Annotated in this window: 16 protein-coding genes, 1 tRNA gene, 1 pseudogene and 1 riboswitch; of the genes and pseudogenes, 11 read left to right on the forward strand and 7 right to left on the reverse strand. The window is 67.2% G+C overall.

Going from position 1 to position 20,757, the window contains the following annotated elements:
• Positions 1-66: 66 nt before the first annotated feature.
• The 3 genes from WS70_RS13880 to WS70_RS13895 all read left to right on the forward strand — a co-directional run bounded on the left by WS70_RS13880 (position 67) and on the right by WS70_RS13895 (position 4,015).
• The gene (locus WS70_RS13880) at positions 67-1,443 is read left to right on the forward strand and encodes an NCS2 family permease (protein WP_059598212.1); all 1,377 of its coding nucleotides are present in this window, start codon (positions 67-69) and stop codon (positions 1,441-1,443) included.
• 25 nt (positions 1,444-1,468) lie between these two features.
• Positions 1,469-2,779 (forward strand): guanine deaminase, encoded by a 1,311-nt coding sequence (gene guaD, locus WS70_RS13885; RefSeq protein WP_059470231.1) that lies wholly within the window; start codon positions 1,469-1,471, stop codon positions 2,777-2,779.
• A gap of 450 nt (positions 2,780-3,229) precedes the next feature.
• Positions 3,230-3,366: riboswitch (yybP-ykoY riboswitch) on the forward strand.
• A 76-nt stretch (positions 3,367-3,442) separates the two neighbouring features.
• Positions 3,443-4,015 carry a TMEM165/GDT1 family protein gene (locus WS70_RS13895; protein ID WP_059470230.1) on the forward strand — a complete coding sequence of 191 codons (573 nt, stop codon included), beginning with the start codon at positions 3,443-3,445 and terminating at the stop codon, positions 4,013-4,015.
• A 179-nt stretch (positions 4,016-4,194) separates the two neighbouring features.
• Here WS70_RS13895 and WS70_RS13900 read toward each other — a convergent pair whose 3' ends face one another.
• Entirely contained in the window at positions 4,195-4,899 is a 705-nt protein-coding gene (locus WS70_RS13900) for a DUF4136 domain-containing protein (RefSeq protein WP_059598211.1), read from the reverse strand.
• Positions 4,900-5,117: 218 nt separating this feature from the next.
• Between WS70_RS13900 and pepN the strand changes: the two genes are divergently transcribed.
• Positions 5,118-7,820 (forward strand): aminopeptidase N, encoded by a 2,703-nt coding sequence (gene pepN / locus WS70_RS13910; RefSeq protein WP_059598210.1) that lies wholly within the window; start codon positions 5,118-5,120, stop codon positions 7,818-7,820.
• A gap of 193 nt (positions 7,821-8,013) precedes the next feature.
• Here pepN and metE read toward each other — a convergent pair whose 3' ends face one another.
• The gene (gene metE, locus WS70_RS13915; protein ID WP_059598209.1) at positions 8,014-10,308 is read right to left on the reverse strand and encodes a 5-methyltetrahydropteroyltriglutamate--homocysteine S-methyltransferase; all 2,295 of its coding nucleotides are present in this window, start codon (positions 10,306-10,308) and stop codon (positions 8,014-8,016) included.
• 116 nt (positions 10,309-10,424) lie between these two features.
• Between metE and WS70_RS13920 the strand changes: the two genes are divergently transcribed.
• The 6 genes and pseudogenes from WS70_RS13920 to WS70_RS33615 all read left to right on the forward strand — a co-directional run bounded on the left by WS70_RS13920 (position 10,425) and on the right by WS70_RS33615 (position 14,082).
• Positions 10,425-11,357, forward strand: coding sequence for a LysR family transcriptional regulator (locus WS70_RS13920; RefSeq protein ID WP_059598208.1), 933 nt, complete (start codon positions 10,425-10,427; stop codon positions 11,355-11,357).
• Between the two features lie 126 nt (positions 11,358-11,483).
• Complete coding sequence (locus WS70_RS13925; protein ID WP_059470225.1) at positions 11,484-12,500, forward strand: class 1 fructose-bisphosphatase; 1,017 nt, start codon at positions 11,484-11,486, stop codon at positions 12,498-12,500.
• Positions 12,501-12,796: 296 nt separating this feature from the next.
• Positions 12,797-12,872 (forward strand) — tRNA-Thr (locus WS70_RS13930).
• A gap of 264 nt (positions 12,873-13,136) precedes the next feature.
• Positions 13,137-13,601, forward strand: coding sequence for a LysR family transcriptional regulator (locus tag WS70_RS32915; protein ID WP_059598207.1), 465 nt, complete (start codon positions 13,137-13,139; stop codon positions 13,599-13,601).
• A pseudogene (locus tag WS70_RS33610) lies at positions 13,586-13,729 on the forward strand (LysR substrate-binding domain-containing protein); the annotation flags it as partial. The gene WS70_RS32915 and the pseudogene WS70_RS33610, both read left to right, overlap by 16 nt.
• Positions 13,730-13,737: 8 nt before the next feature.
• Positions 13,738-14,082 (forward strand): type 2 periplasmic-binding domain-containing protein, encoded by a 345-nt coding sequence (locus WS70_RS33615; protein ID WP_335639748.1) that lies wholly within the window; start codon positions 13,738-13,740, stop codon positions 14,080-14,082.
• A gap of 106 nt (positions 14,083-14,188) precedes the next feature.
• Here the strand turns inward: WS70_RS33615 and WS70_RS13940 are convergent, their stop codons facing one another.
• The gene (locus WS70_RS13940) at positions 14,189-14,815 is read right to left on the reverse strand and encodes a hypothetical protein (RefSeq protein WP_108033949.1); all 627 of its coding nucleotides are present in this window, start codon (positions 14,813-14,815) and stop codon (positions 14,189-14,191) included.
• A 318-nt stretch (positions 14,816-15,133) separates the two neighbouring features.
• The gene (locus tag WS70_RS31560; protein ID WP_159082899.1) at positions 15,134-15,742 is read right to left on the reverse strand and encodes a hypothetical protein; all 609 of its coding nucleotides are present in this window, start codon (positions 15,740-15,742) and stop codon (positions 15,134-15,136) included.
• Between the two features lie 438 nt (positions 15,743-16,180).
• Between WS70_RS31560 and WS70_RS13950 the strand changes: the two genes are divergently transcribed.
• Positions 16,181-16,432 carry a GlsB/YeaQ/YmgE family stress response membrane protein gene (locus tag WS70_RS13950; protein WP_025990481.1) on the forward strand — a complete coding sequence of 84 codons (252 nt, stop codon included), beginning with the start codon at positions 16,181-16,183 and terminating at the stop codon, positions 16,430-16,432.
• A 242-nt stretch (positions 16,433-16,674) separates the two neighbouring features.
• Here WS70_RS13950 and WS70_RS13955 read toward each other — a convergent pair whose 3' ends face one another.
• The 3 genes from WS70_RS13955 to WS70_RS13965 are packed head-to-tail and all read right to left on the reverse strand — an operon-like array spanning position 16,675 to position 20,743.
• A complete protein-coding gene (locus WS70_RS13955; RefSeq protein ID WP_059470222.1) occupies positions 16,675-17,154 on the reverse strand; it encodes a TlpA family protein disulfide reductase in 480 nt (159 codons plus the stop codon).
• Positions 17,151-18,422 carry a sialidase family protein gene (locus WS70_RS13960; protein WP_059598206.1) on the reverse strand — a complete coding sequence of 424 codons (1,272 nt, stop codon included), beginning with the start codon at positions 18,420-18,422 and terminating at the stop codon, positions 17,151-17,153. The genes WS70_RS13955 and WS70_RS13960 overlap by 4 nt, the downstream gene beginning before the upstream one ends.
• Positions 18,410-20,743, reverse strand: coding sequence for a TonB-dependent receptor (locus WS70_RS13965; RefSeq protein ID WP_059470220.1), 2,334 nt, complete (start codon positions 20,741-20,743; stop codon positions 18,410-18,412). Before WS70_RS13965 ends, WS70_RS13960 begins: the two co-directional genes overlap by 13 nt.
• Between the last annotated feature and the right edge of the window lie 14 nt (positions 20,744-20,757).

Here is a 20,757-nt window from a genome sequence, read left to right on the forward strand (position 1 = left end):
GACCGCACAACGCGCGCGCGTTGCGACGCGATGCGCTCGACACGAGACACTGGGGAAAGCTTGACGATGGACCTCTATCAAGGCACGGCCGCGCCCGCGAAACGCTCGGCGCTCGAGCGCCATTTCGGCATCCGCGAGTCCGGCTCGCGGCTGCGCACCGAGATCGTCGCCGGCGCGACGACGTTCCTGACCGCGATGTACATCATCGTCGTCAATCCCGGCATCCTGTCACAGGCGGGCGTGCCGTTTCCGGCCGCGCTGACGGCGACCGTGATCGTCAGCTTCCTCGGCAGCTGCGCGATGGGTCTCTACGCACGCAATCCGGTGCTCGTCGCGCCGGGCATGGGCATGAACGCGCTCTTCACGTTCGTGATGGTCCACGGCGGCAAGATGCCGTGGCAGACCGCGCTTGGCTGCGTATTCTGGGCAGGCGTGCTGTTTGCGACGCTCGCCGCGTTCAACGCGCGCAAGCTCGTCGTCGACGCGATTCCGGCCAACCTGCGGCACGCCGTGTCGTGCGGGATCGGCCTTTTCATCAGCCTGATCGGGCTCGTGAACGCGAAGTTCATCGTCGGCGATCCGGTGACGATCGTCCATGCGACATCGCTCAATCCGGTGATCGTCACGTTCCTGGTCGGCCTCGCGATCACGACCGTGCTCGTCGTGCGCCGCGTGACGGGCGCGCTCATGCTCGGCATCGTCGCGACGACGCTGCTCGCGATTCCGATCGGCCGCCTGTGGGGCGACGGCAGCGCCTACTGGCCCGCCGCGGTCGCGACGAAGACCCTCGTCAACTGGAATGGCTTCGTCTCTGCGCCGGACTTCTCGGCGATCGGCCAGCTCGATCTGCTCGGCTCGCTGAAGTTCGCATACTGGCCGTTCATCTTCGTGATGCTGTTCACCGCGTTCTTCGACGCGCTGTCGACGTTCATGGCGATCTCGGAAGCCGGCAACCTGCGCGATCGCGACGGCAATCCGCGCAACATCCGCCAATCGATGATCGTCGACGCGTTCTCGGCCGTCGTGTCGGCGCCGCTCGGCACGAGCCCCGCGAACGCGTACATCGAATCGGCGGCGGGCATCTCGGCGGGCGGCCGCACGGGCCTCGTCGCGGTGGTCGCGGGCTTATGCTTCGTGCCGTTCCTGTTCCTGTCGCCGCTGCTCTCGCTCGTGCCCGCGATCGCGACGGCGCCCGCGCTCGTGCTCGTCGGCGTGTTCATGATGGAATCGATCACGAAGATCGAATGGCATCGCTTCGACGAGGCGATCCCCGCTTTCCTCGCGATGATCCTGATTCCACTCACGTACTCGATCACCGAAGGCATCGCCTACGGCTTCCTCGCGTTCGTCGTGCTGAAGCTCTTCACGGGCCGCCGCCACGACGTGAAGCCGGCGATGTGGGTCGTCGCTGCGCTGTCGGTTCTTCTCGTCGCGCGGCTCTGACTTCAATCGATACGGATTCCCTACGATGACTCAAACCGCTTTCCGCGCGCGCCTCCTCACGTTCAACGGCGATCCCGCGCAGTCGGCCGACATGGCCGCGTACGACGAAGACGGTCTGCTGATCGTCGACGACGGACGCGTCGTCGCGGCCGGCGCGCACGCGGCGCTCGCGCCGTGTCTCGCACCCGGCGCGACGCTCGTCGAGATGCGCGACAAGCTGATCGTGCCCGGCTTTATCGACACGCACGTCCATTATCCGCAGACCGAAATGATCGCGTCGCCCGCGCCGGGCCTCCTGCCGTGGCTCGACCGCTACACGTTCCCGACCGAGCGGCGCTTCGCCGATCCCGCGCATGCGCGCGAGGTCTCCGCGTTCTTCCTCGATACGCTGCTTGCGTGCGGCACGACGACGGCGCTCGTCTACTGCACGGTGCACAAACAGTCGGCCGACGCGTTCTTCGAGGCGAGCGACGCGCGCAGCCTGCGGATGGTGGCGGGCAAGGTGCTGATGGACCGCAACTGCCCCGAATTCCTGCGCGATACCGCGCAGTCGGGCTACGACGACAGCGCCGAGCTGATCGGCCGCTGGCACGGCCACGGCCGGCAACTGTATGCGCTGACGCCGCGCTTCGCGCCGACGTCGACGCACGAGCAACTCGAAGCGTGCGGCGCGCTCGCGAAGCGCAATCCGGACGTGTTCATCCAGAGCCACGTCGCGGAAAACCTCGACGAGATCCGCTGGGCGGCCGCGCTGTTCCCCGAGCGCCGCAGCTATCTCGACGTCTACGATCACTACGGCCTGCTGCGCCGCCGCGCGGTGTACGGCCACTGCATCCATCTCGACGACGCCGATCGCCGTCGCTTCGCGGAAACGGGGGCGATCGCCGCGCACTGCCCGACGTCGAACCTGTTCCTCGGCAGCGGCCTGTTCGATTTCGATCGCGCGAACGCGCAGCGGATGGCTGTTACGCTCGCGACCGACATCGGCGGCGGCACGTCGTTCTCGATGCTGCAAACGATGAACGAGGCGCACAAGATCGCACGGATGACGGGCCATCATCTGAGCGCGACGCGGATGTTCTGGCTCGCGACGGCAGGCGCCGCGCACGCGCTCGATCTCGCGGACACGATCGGCACGCTCGCGCCGCGCACGGAAGCCGACTTCGTCGTGATCGATCCGGCCGCGACGCCGCTTCTCGCGCGCCGCACGGCGCGCGCGGAATCGCTCGAAGAGCTGCTGTTCGCGCTCGCATTGCTCGGCGACGATCGCGCGGTCTACCGCACGTACGCGGCGGGCCGCTGCGTGCATCGGCGCGACGGCGCGGACGCGCGCTGAATGCGCGTGTAGAAGACGGGCCGTTCGGCGAGGAAACACGGCGGCGGTCCGGCTGCATCGGCGCGCATCGACTGACGTTCGATTGACGTTCTAATGGCGATCCCGCACGACGCTGCGGTGCAGCAGCCGCGACAGCGCAGAGACCGACACGCGCGGGCACGCATCGAAACGCCGACGAACGCGGCTCCCGCTCGCGGCCTCGCCGGACCGCCTCGCGCCCGCACGCGTCCATGCCCTCGAATTCGAATCGAACGTGACCGGCGCGTCCCTGCATTTCTTTCACGACCGCGCGTCGCCCACGTTTGCTCCGCTTTCGCCCATGCCGCCCGCGTCCGTCGACACACGCTTGCGCCTGCGACATCCCCCACCGCATCGATTGCACGCGTTGCTCCGCCCGAGGCGACGAACCGCAACAATGCATCCCTTCATGCAAAAAAGGCGTGCTAGAATCCGCTCCTCATTGGGGAGTAGCCGCTCCGCCCGAGCCGACGCCGCCCGGCGCGCTCGTGACGGAGGCGTCCGTCAACAGACTTGGCCGTCGCGGCCATGGCGGACGCAGCCCGCAAGGCCTGGCGAGACCGATGGTTCACCGCACGCCGTAGATGGGCCCGGCGCGCGGCGAATCGTCGCTCGCGTTCAACCAGGCCCAGGGATATCCGTTCCGTGACTCAAGCCTTCCTGATCTCGACAGGCGCTGTCGCCCTCGCCGAAATCGGCGACAAGACCCAGCTGCTCTCCCTCGTCCTCGCCGCCCGCTACCGCAAGCCGTTGCCGATCATCGTCGGCGTCTTCGCCGCAACCCTGATCAACCACGGCTTCGCCGGCGCGCTCGGCGAGTGGCTCGGCGTGTATCTGACGCCGTCGGTGATGCGCTGGGCGCTCGCGATCTCGTTCATCGGGATGGGCTTGTGGATTCTCGTGCCGGACAAGCTCGACGCCGACGAGGCGAACGCGAACCGCTCGCGGCTCGGCGTGTTCGGCGCGACGTTCGTCGCATTCTTCCTCGCGGAAATGGGCGACAAGACGCAGATCGCGACCGTCGCGCTCGCCGCGCGCTTCCAGGATTACATCGGCGTCGTCGCCGGCACGACGTTCGGAATGATGCTCGCGAACGTGCCGGCAATCCTGCTCGGCGACCGTTTCGCGCACCGGCTGCCGACGAAGCTCGTCCACGGCATCGCGGCCGTCCTGTTCATCGTGCTCGGCGCGCTCGCGTTCGTCCACGGCGGCGCTTGACGGCACGAAAGCCGCATCAGGCCGGCGGAACATTCGCTGGCGCAGCCCCACGGCGCACTGCAGCGGCTCACAGCGGAGGCTGCGGCCCGTTGTCTGCCGGCCCGGCGCAGCGCCCGCTGCCGATGTGCCGCATCGTGACTTGCCGCTTCATCGGCTTTCCGCCTCGCCAGGTCGTCCGTTCAACGCGCCGGCACCGTAGCGGCGCCGGATGCGGGCGCGGCCGGCGCCGCGCGCTCGTTCGAAGGCATCGGCGCGGGCGCGCCGTTCTTGTCGACAGGCAGCCGCACCGTACGCACGGTGCCGTTGCCGAGTGGGAAGTCGGTGAGCGCCGCACGGGCAAGATACGGCATCGCCTGCAGCAGCGACGAACCGTCGCCCGCGTTGCGCGCCGCGACGTTGTAGACCTCCTTGCCCGTCGCGCGCTCGGTGATCCGGATCTCGAGCGAGCGCTGGAAGATCTGGTAGCTCTGGTTCACGTAGCCCGCCGGAAACGGTCCCCACGGACCGAACGGCCCCCAGGGGCCGCCGCGCCAGTACGGGCCGGGGCCGAACCACGGGTCGTAGTAGACGGGCTGCGGCACCGACACCCAGTCGCTCTTGATGCCGTACGCGAGGCCGACGAGGTAGCGCGCGTCCTTCGTCGGCACGCGGGTGAACGCGTAGGTCGACAGCTCGTTGCCGACGATCTGCTCGTAAGTCGACTGCTCGAGGCTGTTCTGCTGCTCGGCGGTCCGGACGAACGCGTAGCTGCGCGTCGCGTCGCTGCCGCTCCAGTTCGAGAACGCCGTGACCTGCGTCGCGACATAGGACGTGCAGCCGGACAGCAGCACGATCAGGGCACCCGCGACGAGCGCCGCGCCGCGGATGATGGGATTGCGTTTCATGTTCGTCCTCTTAGTCGGTGGCACCGCGCGGGCTGGCCGGACGTCGCGATGACCGGATCATACGCCGTCGCGCGAGCGCCGCGCCGATAATACAAAGACCGTTCGCGCCGCCGAAAAGTTCGTCCCGCGCACCGCGTGCAAAGGCTTTGTACAATGGGCTTTTGTTGCCGCGCCGCCCGATCGGCGCGCCCCCTCTCTTTCTTACGCCCACGATCGACATGTCCGATACCGCCGCCCCCTCCGCCGTGATCCGCCGTAGCGACTACACGCCGCCTGCGTTCCTGATCGACGCCGTCGCGCTCGAATTCGATCTCGAGCCCGCGCGCACGATCGTCAAGAACACGATGCGCGTGCGCCGCAACCCGGACGCCGCGCCCGCGCCGCACTTCGAGCTGATGGGCGAAGCGCTCGAGTTCGTCGGCGCGCGCGTCGACGGCGAGCCGTACGACGCCGTGCGCGCGCACGAGCACGGCCTGACCATCGAGAACGTGCCCGACGTGTTCGAGCTGACGATCGAGAACGCATGCGCGCCCGAATCGAACACGACGCTGTCCGGCCTCTACGTGTCGAGCGGCAACTTCTTCACGCAGTGCGAGGCGGAAGGCTTCCGGCGCATCACCTACTTCGTCGACCGCCCCGACGTGATGGCGTCGTACACGGTCACGCTGCGCGCGGACAAGGCCGCGTACCCGGTGCTGCTGTCGAACGGCAACCTCGTCGATTCCGGCGAACTGCCGGGCGGCCGCCACTTCGCGAAATGGGAAGACCCGTTCAAGAAGCCGAGCTACCTGTTCGCGCTCGTCGCGGGCAAGCTCGTCAGGCTCGAGGAAAAGATCACGTCGGGCAGCGGCAAGGAAAAACTGCTGCAGGTATGGGTCGAGCCGCAGGATCTCGACAAGACCCGCCACGCGATGGATTCGCTGATCCACTCGATCCGCTGGGACGAGAAGCGCTTCGGCCTCGAGCTCGATCTCGACCGCTTCATGATCGTCGCCGTCGGCGATTTCAACATGGGCGCGATGGAGAACAAGGGGCTCAACATCTTCAACACGAAGTACGTGCTCGCGAATCCGGAGACGGCGACCGACGTCGACTTCGCGAACATCGAATCGGTCGTCGGCCACGAGTATTTCCACAACTGGACCGGCAACCGCGTGACCTGCCGCGACTGGTTCCAGTTGAGCCTGAAGGAAGGCCTGACCGTGTTTCGCGATCAGGAATTCTCGGCCGACATGTCGGCGGGCGGCGGCGAGAACGCGGCCGCGCGCGCGGTCAAGCGGATCGAGGACGTGCGCGTGCTGCGCCAGCTTCAGTTCGCCGAGGACGCGGGCCCGATGGCGCACCCGGTGCGGCCAGAGAGCTACGTCGAGATCAACAACTTCTACACGATGACTGTCTACGAGAAGGGTTCGGAAGTCGTGCGGATGTACCAGACGCTGTTCGGCCGCGATGGCTTCCGCAAGGGGATGGATCTGTACTTCCGGCGTCACGACGGGCAGGCGGTCACGTGCGACGACTTCCGTCACGCGATGGCCGACGCGAACGGCCGCGACCTCGCGCAGTTCGAGCGCTGGTACAGCCAGGCGGGCACGCCGCGCGTGACGGTCCGGACTGCGTACGACGCCGCCGCGAAGCGCTACTCGGTGACGCTGCGGCAAGGCTACGGCGACGCCGCGCCCGCGGCGCGCGAAACGCAGAACGGGCCGCTCCTGATCCCGTTCGCGATCGGTCTGATCGGCGCCGACGGCCGCGATCTGCCGCTGCGCGTCGAAGGCGAGGCGGCCGCGTCCGGCACGACGCGCGTGCTCGAGCTGACCGAATCCGAGACGACGTTCACGTTCGTCGACGTCGACGAGGCGCCGCTGCCGTCCCTGCTGCGCAACTTCTCCGCGCCCGTGATCGTCGAGTACGACTACCGCGACGAAGAACTGGCGTTCCTGCTCGCGCACGACAGCGATCCGTTCAACCGCTGGGAAGCCGGCCAGCGCCTCGCGACGCGCACGCTGCTGACGCTCGCCGCGCGCGCGGCCGCGCAACAGCCGCTCACACTCGACGATGCGTTCATCACCGCGTTCAGGCGCGTGCTGACCGACGACACGCTGTCGCCCGCGTTCCGCGAGCTCGCGCTCACGCTGCCGTCGGAGGCTTACCTCGCCGATCAGATGACCGAAGCCGATCCGGCCGCCGTCCATCGCGCACGCCAGTTCGTGCGCCGCCGGCTCGCCACGGCGCTGCGCGGCGACTGGCTCGCGGTCCACGAACGCCACCAGACGCCGGGCGCGTATGCGCCGACGCCCGACGACGCGGGCCACCGCGCGCTGAAGAACCTCGCGCTCGCGTACCTCGCCGAACTCGACGAGCCGGCCGATGCGATCCGTCTCGCGAACGCCCAATACGATGCCGCGAACAACATGACCGACCGCGCGTCCGCGCTCGTCGCGCTGCTGTCGTCGGCCGCGGGCTCGGCCGACGCCGCGCAGTCGGCGGATCGCGCGCTCGACGACTTCTATCGCCGCTTCGAGAAGGAAGCGCTCGTGATCGACAAGTGGTTCTCGATGCAGGCGACGCGGCGCGGAACGCCCGAGCATCCGACGCTCGACGTCGTGCGCAGGCTCCTTGCGCATCCGGCATTCAACCTGAAGAATCCGAACCGCGCGCGCTCGCTGATCTTCGGCTTCTGCTCGGCGAACCCCGCGCAGTTCCATGCGGCCGACGGCTCGGGCTACGCGTTCTGGGCCGACCAGGTGCTCGCGCTCGACGCGCTCAATCCGCAGGTCGCCGCGCGGCTCGCGCGCGCGCTCGAGATGTGGCGGCGCTTCACGCCGGCGCTGCGCGACAAGATGCGCGACGCGCTCGAACGCGTCGCCGCGAACGCGCAGTCGCGCGACGTGCGGGAGATCGTCGAGAAGGCGCTCGCCTGACGGCGCGCCGTATTTTCCAGCGGTAGACGAAAACGAAAAGGCCGGTATCGCGTCATGCGATGCCGGCCTTTTCGTCGAACCGGCGAATCGATTCGAATCGATACGAATCGCGCAACGTCCACGCGGCATGAACGCGTCGACGCGCGGCGCGCACATGCGCCGCGCGCCCATCGCTACGCGCTGCCGCGTCGAATCACACGAGCGCCGTTTGCGCGACCGTCTCGCGCACGCGCTTCGCCGCTTCGACCATCGCGGCGAGCGCCGCGTCGACCTGCTGCCATTCGCGCGTCTTCAATCCGCAGTCCGGATTCACCCACAAGCGCTCCGCCGGAATCCGCTCGAGCGCGAGCAGGATGAGCCGCTCGATCTCGTCCGCGCCGGGCACGCGCGGCGAATGGATGTCGTAGACGCCCGGCCCGATCTCGTTCGGATACTCGAACGTCTCGAACGCGTCGAGCAGTTCCATGTTCGAGCGGGTCGTCTCGATCGAGATCACGTCGGCGTCGAGTGCGGCGATCGACGGCAGGATGTCGCCGAACTCCGAATAGCACATGTGCGTGTGGACCTGCGTCGCGTCGGCGACGCCCGACGACGCGACCTTGAACGCGCGCACCGCCCAGTCGAGATACGCGGCGCGCTCGCGCAGCTTCAGCGGCAGCCCCTCGCGCAGCGCCGGCTCGTCGATCTGGATCATCCCGATGCCGGCCTTCTCGAGATCGAGCGTCTCCTGCCGCAGCGCGAGCGCGATCTGCAGCGCGGTCGTCGCGCGCGGCTGGTCGTCGCGCACGAACGACCATTGCAGCATCGTCACGGGCCCCGTCAGCATCCCCTTCACCGGCTTCGTCGTCAGGTTCTGCGCATAGGTCGCCCAGCCGACCGTCATCGACTCCGGCAAATAGACATCGCCGTAGACGAGCGGCGGCTTCACGCAGCGCGAGCCGTAGCTCTGGACCCAGCCGTTGCTCGTGATCGCGAAGCCCCACAGCAGCTCGCCGAAGTACTCGACCATGTCGTTGCGCTCCGCCTCGCCGTGCACGAGCACGTCGAGTCCGTACGCGAGCTGCTTGTCGATCGCGATGCGCACCTGCTCGCGCATCGCTTCCAGATAGCCGAGATGATCGAGCACGCCCTGCTTGAACGCCGCGCGCGCACGGCGAATCTCCTGCGTCTGCGGGAACGAGCCGATCGTCGTCGTCGGCAACGGCGGCAGGTCGAAGCGCGCTCGCTGCGCGGCCGCGCGCGCCGGATACGCGCTCGCGCGGCGCGCGTCGGCGCCGGTCAATGCCTCGACGCGGCGCTTCACGAGCGGGTTGTGGATGCGCGCCGACGTGCGCCGCGCGGCGGCGGCCGCCGCCGCGTCGTCGAATTCCGCCGCGACCGCCGCGCGCCCCTTCACAAGCGCGTCGCGCAGCGCCGCGACCTCGCGCGTCTTCTGCACCGCGAACGCGAGCCACGACTTCAGCTCATCGTCGAGCTTCGGCTCGTGTGCGAGATCGACGGGCACGTGCAGCAGCGAGCAGCTCGTCGCGACCCACAGCCGCTCGCCGAGCACGTCGCGCACCGGCGCGAGCCGCGCGAGCGAACGGTCGAGGTCGGTGCGCCACACGTTGCGGCCGTCGACGATCCCGCACGACAGCACCTTGTCGGCCGGATAATCGGCGACGAACGCGTCGAGCTGCGCGTCGCCGCGCACGAGGTCGATGTGCAGGCCCGCGACGGGCAGCGCCTTCAAGCGCGCCGCATGCTCGCTCGCATCGTCGAAGTACGTCGCGACGAGCAGCTTCGGCGCGTCCGGCACGAGCGCTTCGTAGGTCGGCTGCGCCGCGTCGCGCCACGCGGCGGGTAGATCGAGCGCGAAAATCGGCTCGTCGATCTGCACCCAGTCGACGCCCTCTTCCTTCAGCCGCGCGAGCAGCGAACGGTACGCGGGCAGCAGGCGCGGCAGCAGCTCGAGGCGATCGGCGAGCCCGTCGCGCGCCTTGCCGAGCCACAGCAGCGTGAGTGGGCCGACGAGCGCCGCTTTCGCCGAATGGCCGAGCGCGCGTGCCTCCCGCACCTCGTCGAACAGCCACTCGACGCCCGGCCCGAACGACGTCGCCGGCGAATACTCGGGCACGAGGTAGTGGTAATTCGTATCGAACCACTTCGTCATTTCCATCGCCGGCTGCGCGGCGTTGCCGCGCGCGGCCGCGAAGTAGTCGGCAAGCGTGAGCGCGCGGGCGTCGAAGCCGAACCGCGGCGGCAGGCCGCCGACGTGCGCGAGCGTCGTCAGCACGTGGTCGTACCAGGCGAAGTCGCCGACCGTCACGCAATCGAGCCCGGCGTCGCGCTGCGCCCGCCAGTGCGCGGCGCGCAACGCTCGGCCGGTGTCGGCAAGCGCGCGTTCGGCGTCGGCCGAGGCGCCGTCGCGCCAATAGCGCTCGAGGGCGAACTTCAATTCGCGTTGCGCGCCGATGCGCGGAAAACCCAGGATGTGTGCAGTGCTCATCTCGATCCTCCAGAAGTGACCGGCAGTATCGGATTTGCCCTATCATTACTCAAACGAAAGTTTTTGCCGAACAACATGAATATTTTTCAACACCGTCACCGGCCAAGTTTTCCGCAATGATCCGTTCCCCGCTCGAATTCCGGCATCTGCAGACGCTCGTCGCGCTGCGCGACACCGGCAACCTGTCGCGCGCCGCCCAGTATCTGTGCTTGACGCAGTCGGCGCTGTCGCATCAGTTGAAGGCGCTCGAAACGCACTTCGGGCTGCCGCTCTTCGTTCGCAAGTCCGCGCCGCTCACGTTCACCGCGGCGGGCAAGCGCCTCCTCGCACTCGCCGAGCAGGTCGTGCCCGCGATCGAGGAGGCCGAGCGAGACATCGCGCGTCTCGCGCTCGGCACCGGTGGCGCGCTGCGGATCGCGGTCGAATGCCACACGTGCTTCGACTGGCTGATGCCCGCGATGGACGCGTTCCGGCAGCGCTGGCCGGAAGTCGAGCTCGACATCGTGTCGGGCTTTCACGCGGACCCGATCGGCCTCCTGCATCAGGACCGCGCGGATCTCGCGATCGTCGCCGAGGCCGACGCCGGCGAGGCGGTCGACTATCACCCGCTCTTTCGCTTCCAGATCGTCGGGCTCGTCGCCAACGACCACGCGCTCGCGCAGCGCGCGTCGCTCGCCGCGGACGACTTCCGCGACGAGACGCTCATCACGTATCCGGTGCCCGACGAGATGCTCGACATCGTAAGGCAGGTGCTGAAGCCCGCCGGCATCGAGCCGAAGCGGCGCACGTCGGAGCTGACGGTCGCGATCCTGCAGCTCGTCGCGAGCCGGCGAGGCGTCGCGGCGCTGCCGCTGTGGGCGGTCGCGACCTACCTGGACAAGCGCTACGTGAGCGCGCGCCCGGTGCTGCGCGCAAACGGCTCGACGCTGTCGGGCGAGCTCTACGCGGCGACGCTGCCCGCGTTCTCGCCGCGCCCGTACGCGGCCGATTTCGTCGCGACGATGCGCGAGACGAGCGCGGCGTCGCTGCCCGAGATCGAGCTGCTGTAGGCGGCGCGCGGCGCGCCGTTCCGACCCGCTTTCGCCGAAAAACCGTCGGCCGCCGCGCACGGCGGGTAAAATCGAGCCTATTCCTATCCCAACATCGAACGCATTCGTCAGCCTCTCGGAGTCCCCATGTCCATTACCCGACGCACCACGCTGTCCAAGTATCTGATCGAGCAGCAGCGTGAGACCAACAACCTCCCCGCCGACCTACGCCTTCTGATCGAAGTGGTCGCGCGCGCGTGCAAGGCGATCAGCTACAACGTGAGCAAGGGCGCGCTGGGCGAAGCGCTCGGCACGGCCGGCAGCGAGAACGTCCAGGGCGAAGTGCAGAAGAAGCTCGACATCCTGTCGAACGAAATCCTGCTCGACGCGAACGAATGGGGCGGCAACCTCGCCGCGATGGCGTCGGAGGAAATGGAGACGTTCTTCCCGATCCCGTCGAACTACCCGCGCGGCGAATACCTGCTCGTGTTCGATCCGCTCGACGGCTCGTCGAACATCGACGTGAACGTGTCGATCGGCACGATCTTCTCGGTGCTGCGCTGTCCGGACGGCCATCAGGCGACCGAGCAATCGTTCCTTCAGCCGGGCACCGAGCAGGTCGCCGCGGGCTACGCGGTGTACGGCCCGCAGACCGTGTTCGTGCTGACGACGGGCAACGGCGTGAACTGCTTCACGCTCGACCGCGAAGTCGGCTCGTGGGTGCTCACGCAGAGCAACCTGCGCATTCCGGAAGACACGCGCGAATACGCGATCAACGCGTCGAACGCGCGCCACTGGTACGACCCGGTGAAACGCTACGTCGACGAGCTGAACGCAGGCGCCGACGGCCCGCGCGGCGAGAACTTCAACATGCGCTGGATCGCGTCGATGGTCGCCGACGTGCACCGGATCCTGAACCGCGGCGGCATCTTCATGTATCCGGCCGACAAGCGCACGCCGGACCGCCCGGGCAAGCTGCGCCTGATGTACGAAGCGAACCCGATGTCGTTCATCGTCGAGCAGGCGGGCGGCGCGGCGACGACGGGCCTGCAGCGCATCCTCGACGTGCAGCCGACGGGCCTGCACCAGCGCGTGCCGGTGATCCTCGGCTCGAAGAACGAAGTCGAGCGCGTCACGCGCTACCACGAAGACGCCCAGCCGTAACGCGGAATCGCGCCGGTCGGGCGCCGCCCCGCTCTTTCGCATGCGATCTGTGCGGCATGCGGGGCCCGCTCGGCCGGGTGACGCGTGAACAAGGCGTCGCTCGCACGATGCCCTTCGCAGCGGGAGCACGCGTTTTGATCGATGCGAGCCAGTCGAATGCCGGCAAACCGGCCTGAATCGATCGCCCGCATGCCCGTCGAATCAGGCAGTTACCGGCATCGACAAAAAATACCGATTTTTTTGCCAAACCCTCTTGCCAGCCCGCCGCTAGCTCCCTATAATTTCACTTCTTTGTTGCCGGTGTAGCTCAGTTGGTAGAGCAGCGCATTCGTAATGCGAAGGTCGTAGGTTCGACTCCTATCTCCGGCACCAACAGATTCAAGGGCCGCGACGCGAAAGCGTCGCGGCCCTTTTCGATTTGTGCGTCCGCTTTCCCGTAGCCGTGCGTGCATCGCGTTCGCCGCAGCGACGCCATTGACAAGCGCGCATCCCGCCCGACGCACGCCCCGGTCGAGCGCGCGTGCACATCGCCCATCACCCGTCGCCGGACCGCGCGCACGACCGTGATAAAGTGAATTCCCACGCATTGCGGCGCGCGCCCGCCCCGTTTCCGCGCCCATCAGATTGAGCCTGCCCATGCGACCCGATCCGCCAGACGCGTCGACGCTCCCTTCCCTGTCGGCGCTGCGTACATTCGAAGTGTCCGCGCGCGGCTACAGCCTGACCGAAGCCGCGCATCACCCGCACGCCACGGTCGGCGCCGTGAGCCGCCAGATCAAGATGCTGGAGGACGAACTCGGCGTGAAGCTGTTCGACCGCAAGGCGAACAGCCTGAGCCTGAACGAAACCGACCGGCAGCTCGTACGCGACCTGTCGCGCGCGTTCGCGATGATCCTCGCCGCGACGAACCGCGCGCGCCACCAGTACAAGACCGGGATCCGGCTGACCTGCACGCCGTCAATCACCAGCCACTGCCTCAACAGCGCATCGCCAAGCTCACCGCCGACGCCGACAACGGGATCGCGCCGTCGATCGATCCGTCGGCGGACGTCCGCGATCTCGAAGCGGGCGAAGCCGATTTCGCGATCCGCTACTGCCTGACGTCGCTACCGCGCCTGAACGCGCGCCCACTGTTTGCCGAGCATTTCCTGCCCGTGTGCCCGCCGCAGTACCTGCGGGAGCTCGGCGACGTCTCGACGGCCGACGACCTGCTGCGCGCGCGCCTCATCCATGCGCTGTGGTTCCTCAACAACCATCACGAGAACTCGAGCTGGGACGACTGGTTCGCGATCGCCGGCGGCGCGAGTCGAAGGCTTGGCCCGTACTGTCGGTTACGGGCGTCGGCTACCCGGTCGACGAGATCCTCGCGAACGGCGGCGTCATCATCGGCAGCTCGGCGATCATCGCCGACGATCTCGCCGACGGCCGGCTCGTGACCGTGTTCGACGACCGATATCGAATCGTGTCGCCGTACGAGTACCGGCTCGTCTGGGCGCCGTCCGCGACGAACTCACCCGAAGTCAGGCAATTGATCGACGCGATCCTCGCGTTCGCCGGCCACGCGCTCGAGTTCGAGCACTGAGCCGCGCGGCCAGCAAATCACACGCGACGTTCGTTTGCGATGCCTGCTCGACACGGTGATCATGACTCGCCCACGCACTTCCCGCGCAACGCGCCATCGAACAACCTCATTCAGGAGCAGTCCGCGCCGTCCATGTACAGCCGTCGACTTCGCTCGAGATCGCAGGCGCGGCCGCGTTCCGATGTTGCCGCTCTCGCACTGTCGATGCGGCCGAGCGAATTGCGTGGAGCAACATCAGTCCTGTCCCATTCCGTCGCAGCGCGGCGCCGCACACGGCAACGCACCGCTGCGACCGATGCGCCGCATCGCCCGCTCCGACTGTGCGCCGCGCGCGTTTGCCTTTCCCGAGCACCTCGACAACGCCTATCCCGACGACGCCCGGCACGACCATCGCAGCGCCGCACATGAACCCGACACTCAATTCGTCATCGAGTAAAAGCTGACCCAGCGCAACGCCGACGATCGGCGTGACGAACTGGGTGATCGGCAGTCGCGGCCCGAGACACTTCGTCAGCAGCCGATACCAAGCGAGAAAGGTACCGAGCACGAGCACGAATGTCCGGAAGGCAAGATTCACCGCGATCGCAGCATCCATCGCAATCGTTGCACGTCCCGTCAGAAGCGTCAGCGGCAAGACGACGACGGTCGACAGCGTAACCTGATAGAACAGCGTCTTCGTGGAGGCGCATTCGACAGCCGCGTTCTCCTCGCGACAACGGTCGTCGCGCCCCAAACCATTCCGGGCAGCAGTCCGAATGAATCGCCGAGCAGCGAGTCACCGTGGAAAGCACCGTTGTCGCCGAGAAAACCGACGGCGATCCCGGAGAATGCGACGAACATCAACAGCCACTGCGATGTGGACATTCACTCGTCTTCGTTCGCGAAGTGCATGCCGAAGCTTGCGAACAATAGCCCCGAATAGAGCAACACGGCCGCATGGCTCGACGACGTGTATCGAAGCCCCAGTGCAATCACAATCGATTCGATCGCGACGAGCAAGCCGACCTTGACGCCCGCGCCGATCGCACCGTCTCGCCACGCTCGACACCCGTCACGTCAGCATAGAAAAGCCGCCAAGCACAAGCGCAGCAGTGGCATGGCGGATCGACAGTTGCATCAACGGATCGCCGCACAGTGCGGTCATCTTGATGACGACCTGCTGCGAGCCCCAGCAAAGGCATAGAACCAGCGTGACCGCGATCGATACGACATCCGGCGAGCGACGGGTTTCGAGCACGACGACCTCCGGCGAAGATGAGCGAACGACTTCGATGCCGGCTTCCGGATACGCCTTGCACCTACGGCATCGCGTCACGAAGAAGCGACGCGCCGGTCGCGCGCATCCTCGGACGAGCGATCCCAAGACCAATATCTCCGCGACGACGATAGATCTGCGCCCCCCGACATCCGGCCAATACGCGAAGATCGCCAAAGGACAAGGAAAGACGGAGTTCCACAACTTCGCTTTTTCTTGTCGGGCGCTCGAGCACAACTCAACGCGAGCGAGGATCTTCATGAATCGACAAAACGTATTCGTCCGAGACGGCCGAAGATCGTCGGCGAAGTCGCTCGTCCGTCCCCTTCCCGCATCTTCAGCGCCGTCCCGGATATGCCGCCCTTCGCCGCGATCCCATCCGTTTGAAAGCGGCACGTTCAGCACAGCATCAAACGGCTCCGCATCAAAGCGTCTCGATCTAAAGGATCGCGCCCGCGATTCGTTCGCCCCATGAACAGTGACGCACCGCACGGTGCGCCCGTCCCGCACCCGCTACCGTTGGAACGCTTTGCAGCGCGAACGATTCGGCAGCTCGCTGCGATGCCGCATGCGTATCGTTCGCTGATGCGATCGAATGTCTGCAAGAGAATCGATCGCAAGTTTTCCTTACGTTTTTATTTCAATCCGCTCACCAAAATCCGGCTCGCAAAAAAATAGTTGGTCAATCCGGACGAGGTGCGTAACATTACTTAACGATCCTGACCCGTCTATTGCAGTAAATTGCGTGTGCGACGCTCCGGGATCGGCGTGTGATCCGCGTCACGTCACAGGCAGCGCCCGACGTCGGTTAATTCGTGGAAGTTAACAAAGGAGAGGACCACCATGGCTCATGGCTTGATTATGTGGCTCATCATCGGCGCAATTGCCGGCTGGCTTGCCGGTTTGCTCGTGAAGGGCGGCGGCTTCGGGCTGCTCGTGGACATCATCGTCGGCATCGTCGGCGCAGTCATCGGCGGCTGGCTCGCCGGCATTCTCGGCATTCACATCGGCGGCGGGTTCATCAGCTCGATCATCGTCGCCGTCATCGGCGCCGTCATCCTGCTGTTCGTGATCCGGCTATTCAAGCGAGCCTGACGTGTACGTCGCCCGGCGCGCCGCATGGCCGCCGGGCGCTTTCCCCGCCTTCCCTCCATCTCCGCGGCCGCGCCGCGTCTTCTTCCTCCACGCGCACCGATCTTTCGATCGCCCCCTTGCTCGAAAAGCCTTCGTACGCGATCGCGCATTCACGCGCAAGACGCCACGCGCCGCCGTGTAAACTGTCGGCAAGCCGAAATGATTCCGGCATGCCGACGACAGCGCTTTCAGCACGCCGATCTTCAGTTATCCCGACGTTGCAGCCACGCATCGAGCACGCCCGGCGCGAGCAGCCCGCTCTTCGCACGCCGCGCGCCGTCCGCACCGATCCATAGCGTACGCGGCAGCTCGCCGCGCCAGCCTGGATCGAGCGCCGCACGCAACCGCTCCGGCATCGGCTCGGCGTTCGCGTATTGCGCGACGCTCTCGGGCAACTTCATCTGCGCGAGCGCGTCGACGAGCTGCCGTGCATGCTCGTCGAGCGAATCGAGCGAGACGAGCGCGATTCGCACCTGCGGATGTCGCCGCTGCCATTCGACGAGATGCGCGACGTTCTCGCGGCAATAGCCGCAGTCGAGCGACCAGACTTCGACGACGAGCGGCGCGCCGCGCCCGCTCGCATAAAGCGGCGCGACGTCCGCCGCGCGCAGCGGCTGCGGCTCGGCTGCGGCGCTCGACGCCGTGACGACGAGCGCCGCGAACAAGAAGACGATGCGCATCATCGCTTTTCCTCCACATCGATCAAACGATAGCCGTCGTTGCGCGTGCGCCACGACAGATAGACGCGTCCGCGGTCGAGTAGCAATTGCGGGTTGTCGCTCGCGCCCGACGTTTCCGCGAGCGTGCGCGGCGCGCCCCAATGCGCGCCGCCGTCGTCGGAGCGGCGCAGCCTGATGCGCATCGCGTCGCCGTCGAACGCCTTCCACGCGAGCCACAGCGTGTCGCGTTGCGCGACGAGCGCCGCGTGCGACGCCTGCTCGTTCGGCGTCGCCGGATCGTCGCCGAACGCGAACGGCGTGCCGAGCGGCACACCGTTCGCGTTGAGCCTCGAATAGAACACGTCGGCCTTGCCGTCGACCACGCCGAACCACGCGAGATGGCGCACGCCGTCCGTCGTGATCGCAAGCGCGGGCCCGTGATCGGGACACGCTTCGACGTGCCAGTTCGAGAACGTCGCGCGCACGGGCTCGATCGCGCGATCCGCCGATGCGGGCAGCATCGCGAGCGCATGGTCGCGGATCTGCCCCGGAAACACGTTGCGCCACGCGGCCTGCACGCGGCCGCCGGGATCGATCGCCATCGCGATCCGGCAGCATTCGCACGTGTGATCCGTCACCTTGCGCTCCGGCTCGAACGTCGCGCCGCCGTCGGTCGACACCGCGTAGTAGATCGCCGCGCCGTCGTAAGAGCGCCCTGCCCGCTGCGCGGCGACGAGATCGCGCTTGTCGATCCACGCAACGAAGATTCGGCCTTGCGGATCGACCGTCAGCATGTCGAAGCGATGCGTGATCGCCTGCCGGTCGCGATGCACGGTGATCGGCACCGACCACGTCGCGCCGCCGTCGAGTGAGCGCGAGAAGCGCACCATTCCGGTATACGGCGCGTCGAGCGGCATCGACCACGTGACGTAGATCGCGCGTCCGTCCGGGCTCGCGGCGACCTTCGGCCGATTCTCGGCGCTCGTGTAGACCGGTTCGGGCAGCGCGTTGACCGTCACGGGCGCGGACAGCGTGCGCCCGGCGTCGTCCGAATGCGCGGCGACGACGTGCTGCCCTTCGACCCATGTGATCCACAGCCGATGACGCGCATCGAATGCGGCCCCGGTCGCGAGCGGCGCCTTTTGCGTCGAGCCCGCTGTCATGGAGTCCATCGCCATGTGCGCGGCATGCGGCACGGACGCGCCCGCCGCCGGCTGCACATCGTGCGCGAGCGCACCGCATGCGAACGCGAACAGCGCGCCGCCCGAGAGAAAATGCTTCACAGCGACCATTTCAACTCTCCATAGAACGTCCGGCCCGGATACGGGTGGAACACGTAGTAGCGGCGGTCGGTGACGTTGTCGATGCCGAACGACGCGAGCCAGTGGCGATCGAACCGATAGCGCGCCTTCAGGTCGACGACCGTAAACGAGCTGGTGCCGCCGTACACGTTCGGGTTCACGTCGCTGTTATCGAGCGTGTTGTACTGGCGCCCCGAATAGCGAACACCGACGCTCGTCATCCAGTGCTCGTCGAAGCGGTACGACGCGAGCAGGTTCGCGCGCATTCGCGGGATTCGCGGCCAGCGCGCGCCGACATAGTTCGGATTCGCCGTGTCGGCAAGCGTCTGCGCATTTGTCGCGGACACGTTCGCGTCGACGTCGAGTCCCTTGATCCCGACGTCCTGCCCCGAAAACGCGAGCTCGACGCCTCGCACGCGCACGCGGTCGACGTTCGAGATGTTCGTGTACGTCGATGCGCCGACGACCGTCGTCTGGCTGTAGATCGAGTTGCGCAGATCGCTCTGGAACACGCTCGCGCGCACGACGCCGAAACCGACGTCGCGCTCGGCCGTGAAGTCCCAGTCGATCGCCTTTTCCGGCTGCAGGTTCGGGTTGTTGTTGACGATCGCGTTGTTCGAGATCGTTCCCTGAAACAGCTCGGAGACGGTCGGAAAGCGCGTGCCCGTCGCGAACGACAACCGGAAGCGCCACGCGTGCGCGGGCTGCCATTCGAGCGCGAGCTTCGGCGACAGCGCAGTCGCGCCGCGATCCGCATAGCCGAGCGTCGCGTTCGCGTTGCCGAGCTCGCCGCCGTATGCGTCCCAGCGCTCATAGCGCAGGCCGAGCGTCGCGAGCCAGCCGGGCGCGAAGCGCCACGCGTCCTGCGCGTACAGCGCCTGCGTGCGTGTGTTGCCGCCATAGCTGCTCGCGAGCGTCGTCGGCACCGCGTTCAACCAGTTCGCCGTATTGTAGGTCGCGTTGCGCAGGAAATAAGTGTCGAAGTGATAGCCGAACGAGAAGCGATGCCCGCGCACGTCGGGCGATTCCGCGCGCAGATCGACGGTGCGCCAGCCGGTGCCGTCGCCGCGGAACACCGTGCCCGCGCCGCCGTCCCACGCGGCGGGGGGCGCACTCGACGCCGCGCGCAGCACGTCTCGCGACACATCGTACGCGGACGCGCTCGCCGACAGCTTCCAGCCCGACGCGAGCCGCGCGTCGAGCCCGAGTCCGTACAGCCAGTTCTCCTGGTCACCGTTCTGCGGCGCGAACGCGGTCGGCGACACCGTGTAATTGCGCCCGCCGAACGACACGTTTCCGCCATATACGGGGTTGCCCGCCGCGTCGCGCAAGAACGTGTCGCCGTGCTGGCTGTAGTGATTCTCCCAATGTCCCAGCGTGACCGTCGCGTCGATATGATCGGTGAACGCATAGCCGAAGCGCAGCGTCTCGTTGAGCTGCTCGGTGCGCTCGATCGTCTGCGCACCGACGATCGTCCGCGGCCGGCCGTTCGGGCCAACGTCGGAAACCGCGCCCGTCACCGGCACCGGCGCGCCGAGCCTCGAGTCGTACGCGCCGTTCGGGCTCGCGTACTGCATCGGCTGACCGTCGTTTTCGAGCCGGTCGAGCGACAGCGCGTACCAGAAGCGCCCGATCCGGTCGGCGATCCGCGCGGTCTGGTGGTTGCCGCCGAAGCTGTCGGCGAAGCCGTAGCCGTCGCGGTAGCGCTGCGTGAAGAACTGCGTCGACACCGACGCCTCGAGCCGCTCCGGCTTGCGCGTCGTGATCTGCACGGTCGAGCCGATCGCGTTGCCCGGGTAGAGCGCGGAGAACGGGCCGTACAGCACGTCGACGCGTGCAATGTCGTCTGGCTGGATCAGCGACCAGCGCGGCGGGTACGAATAGCTCGAGCCGAGCAGATTGGATAGCAGCAGGCCGTCCGCGTAGACGAGCCCGCGCGCGCTCTGCAACTCGTTGAAGTCGCGGCCTGCGAACACGGAGTTGCGATCGCCGATGTAGCGCCGGCGCACCATCAGGTTCGGCGCGTACTTGAGCGCGTCTTCGGTCGTCACGTTGACGTGCGAGTCGATCTGCTCGCGTGTGAGCGCCTCGACGACGCCAGGCGTGTCGGGCGCGAATGCGGAACGCTGCGCGGTGACGGTGACGACATCCAAGGTTTTCCCGGATGTCGTCGTCGCCGCGGCGGCGTCGGACGTTGAATCGGTAGGCGCGGTGCCCGTCGGCGCCGCATGGGCGACGGGCCAGGCGAATGACGCGAGGCAGGCGGCCGCAAGCCGCCGGCGCGCGACGTACGCGGCAAGAGCATTGGACATGGACAAGCAAATCC

Source organism: Burkholderia mayonis (assembly GCF_001523745.2).
GTDB classification, from domain to species: domain Bacteria; phylum Pseudomonadota; class Gammaproteobacteria; order Burkholderiales; family Burkholderiaceae; genus Burkholderia; species Burkholderia mayonis.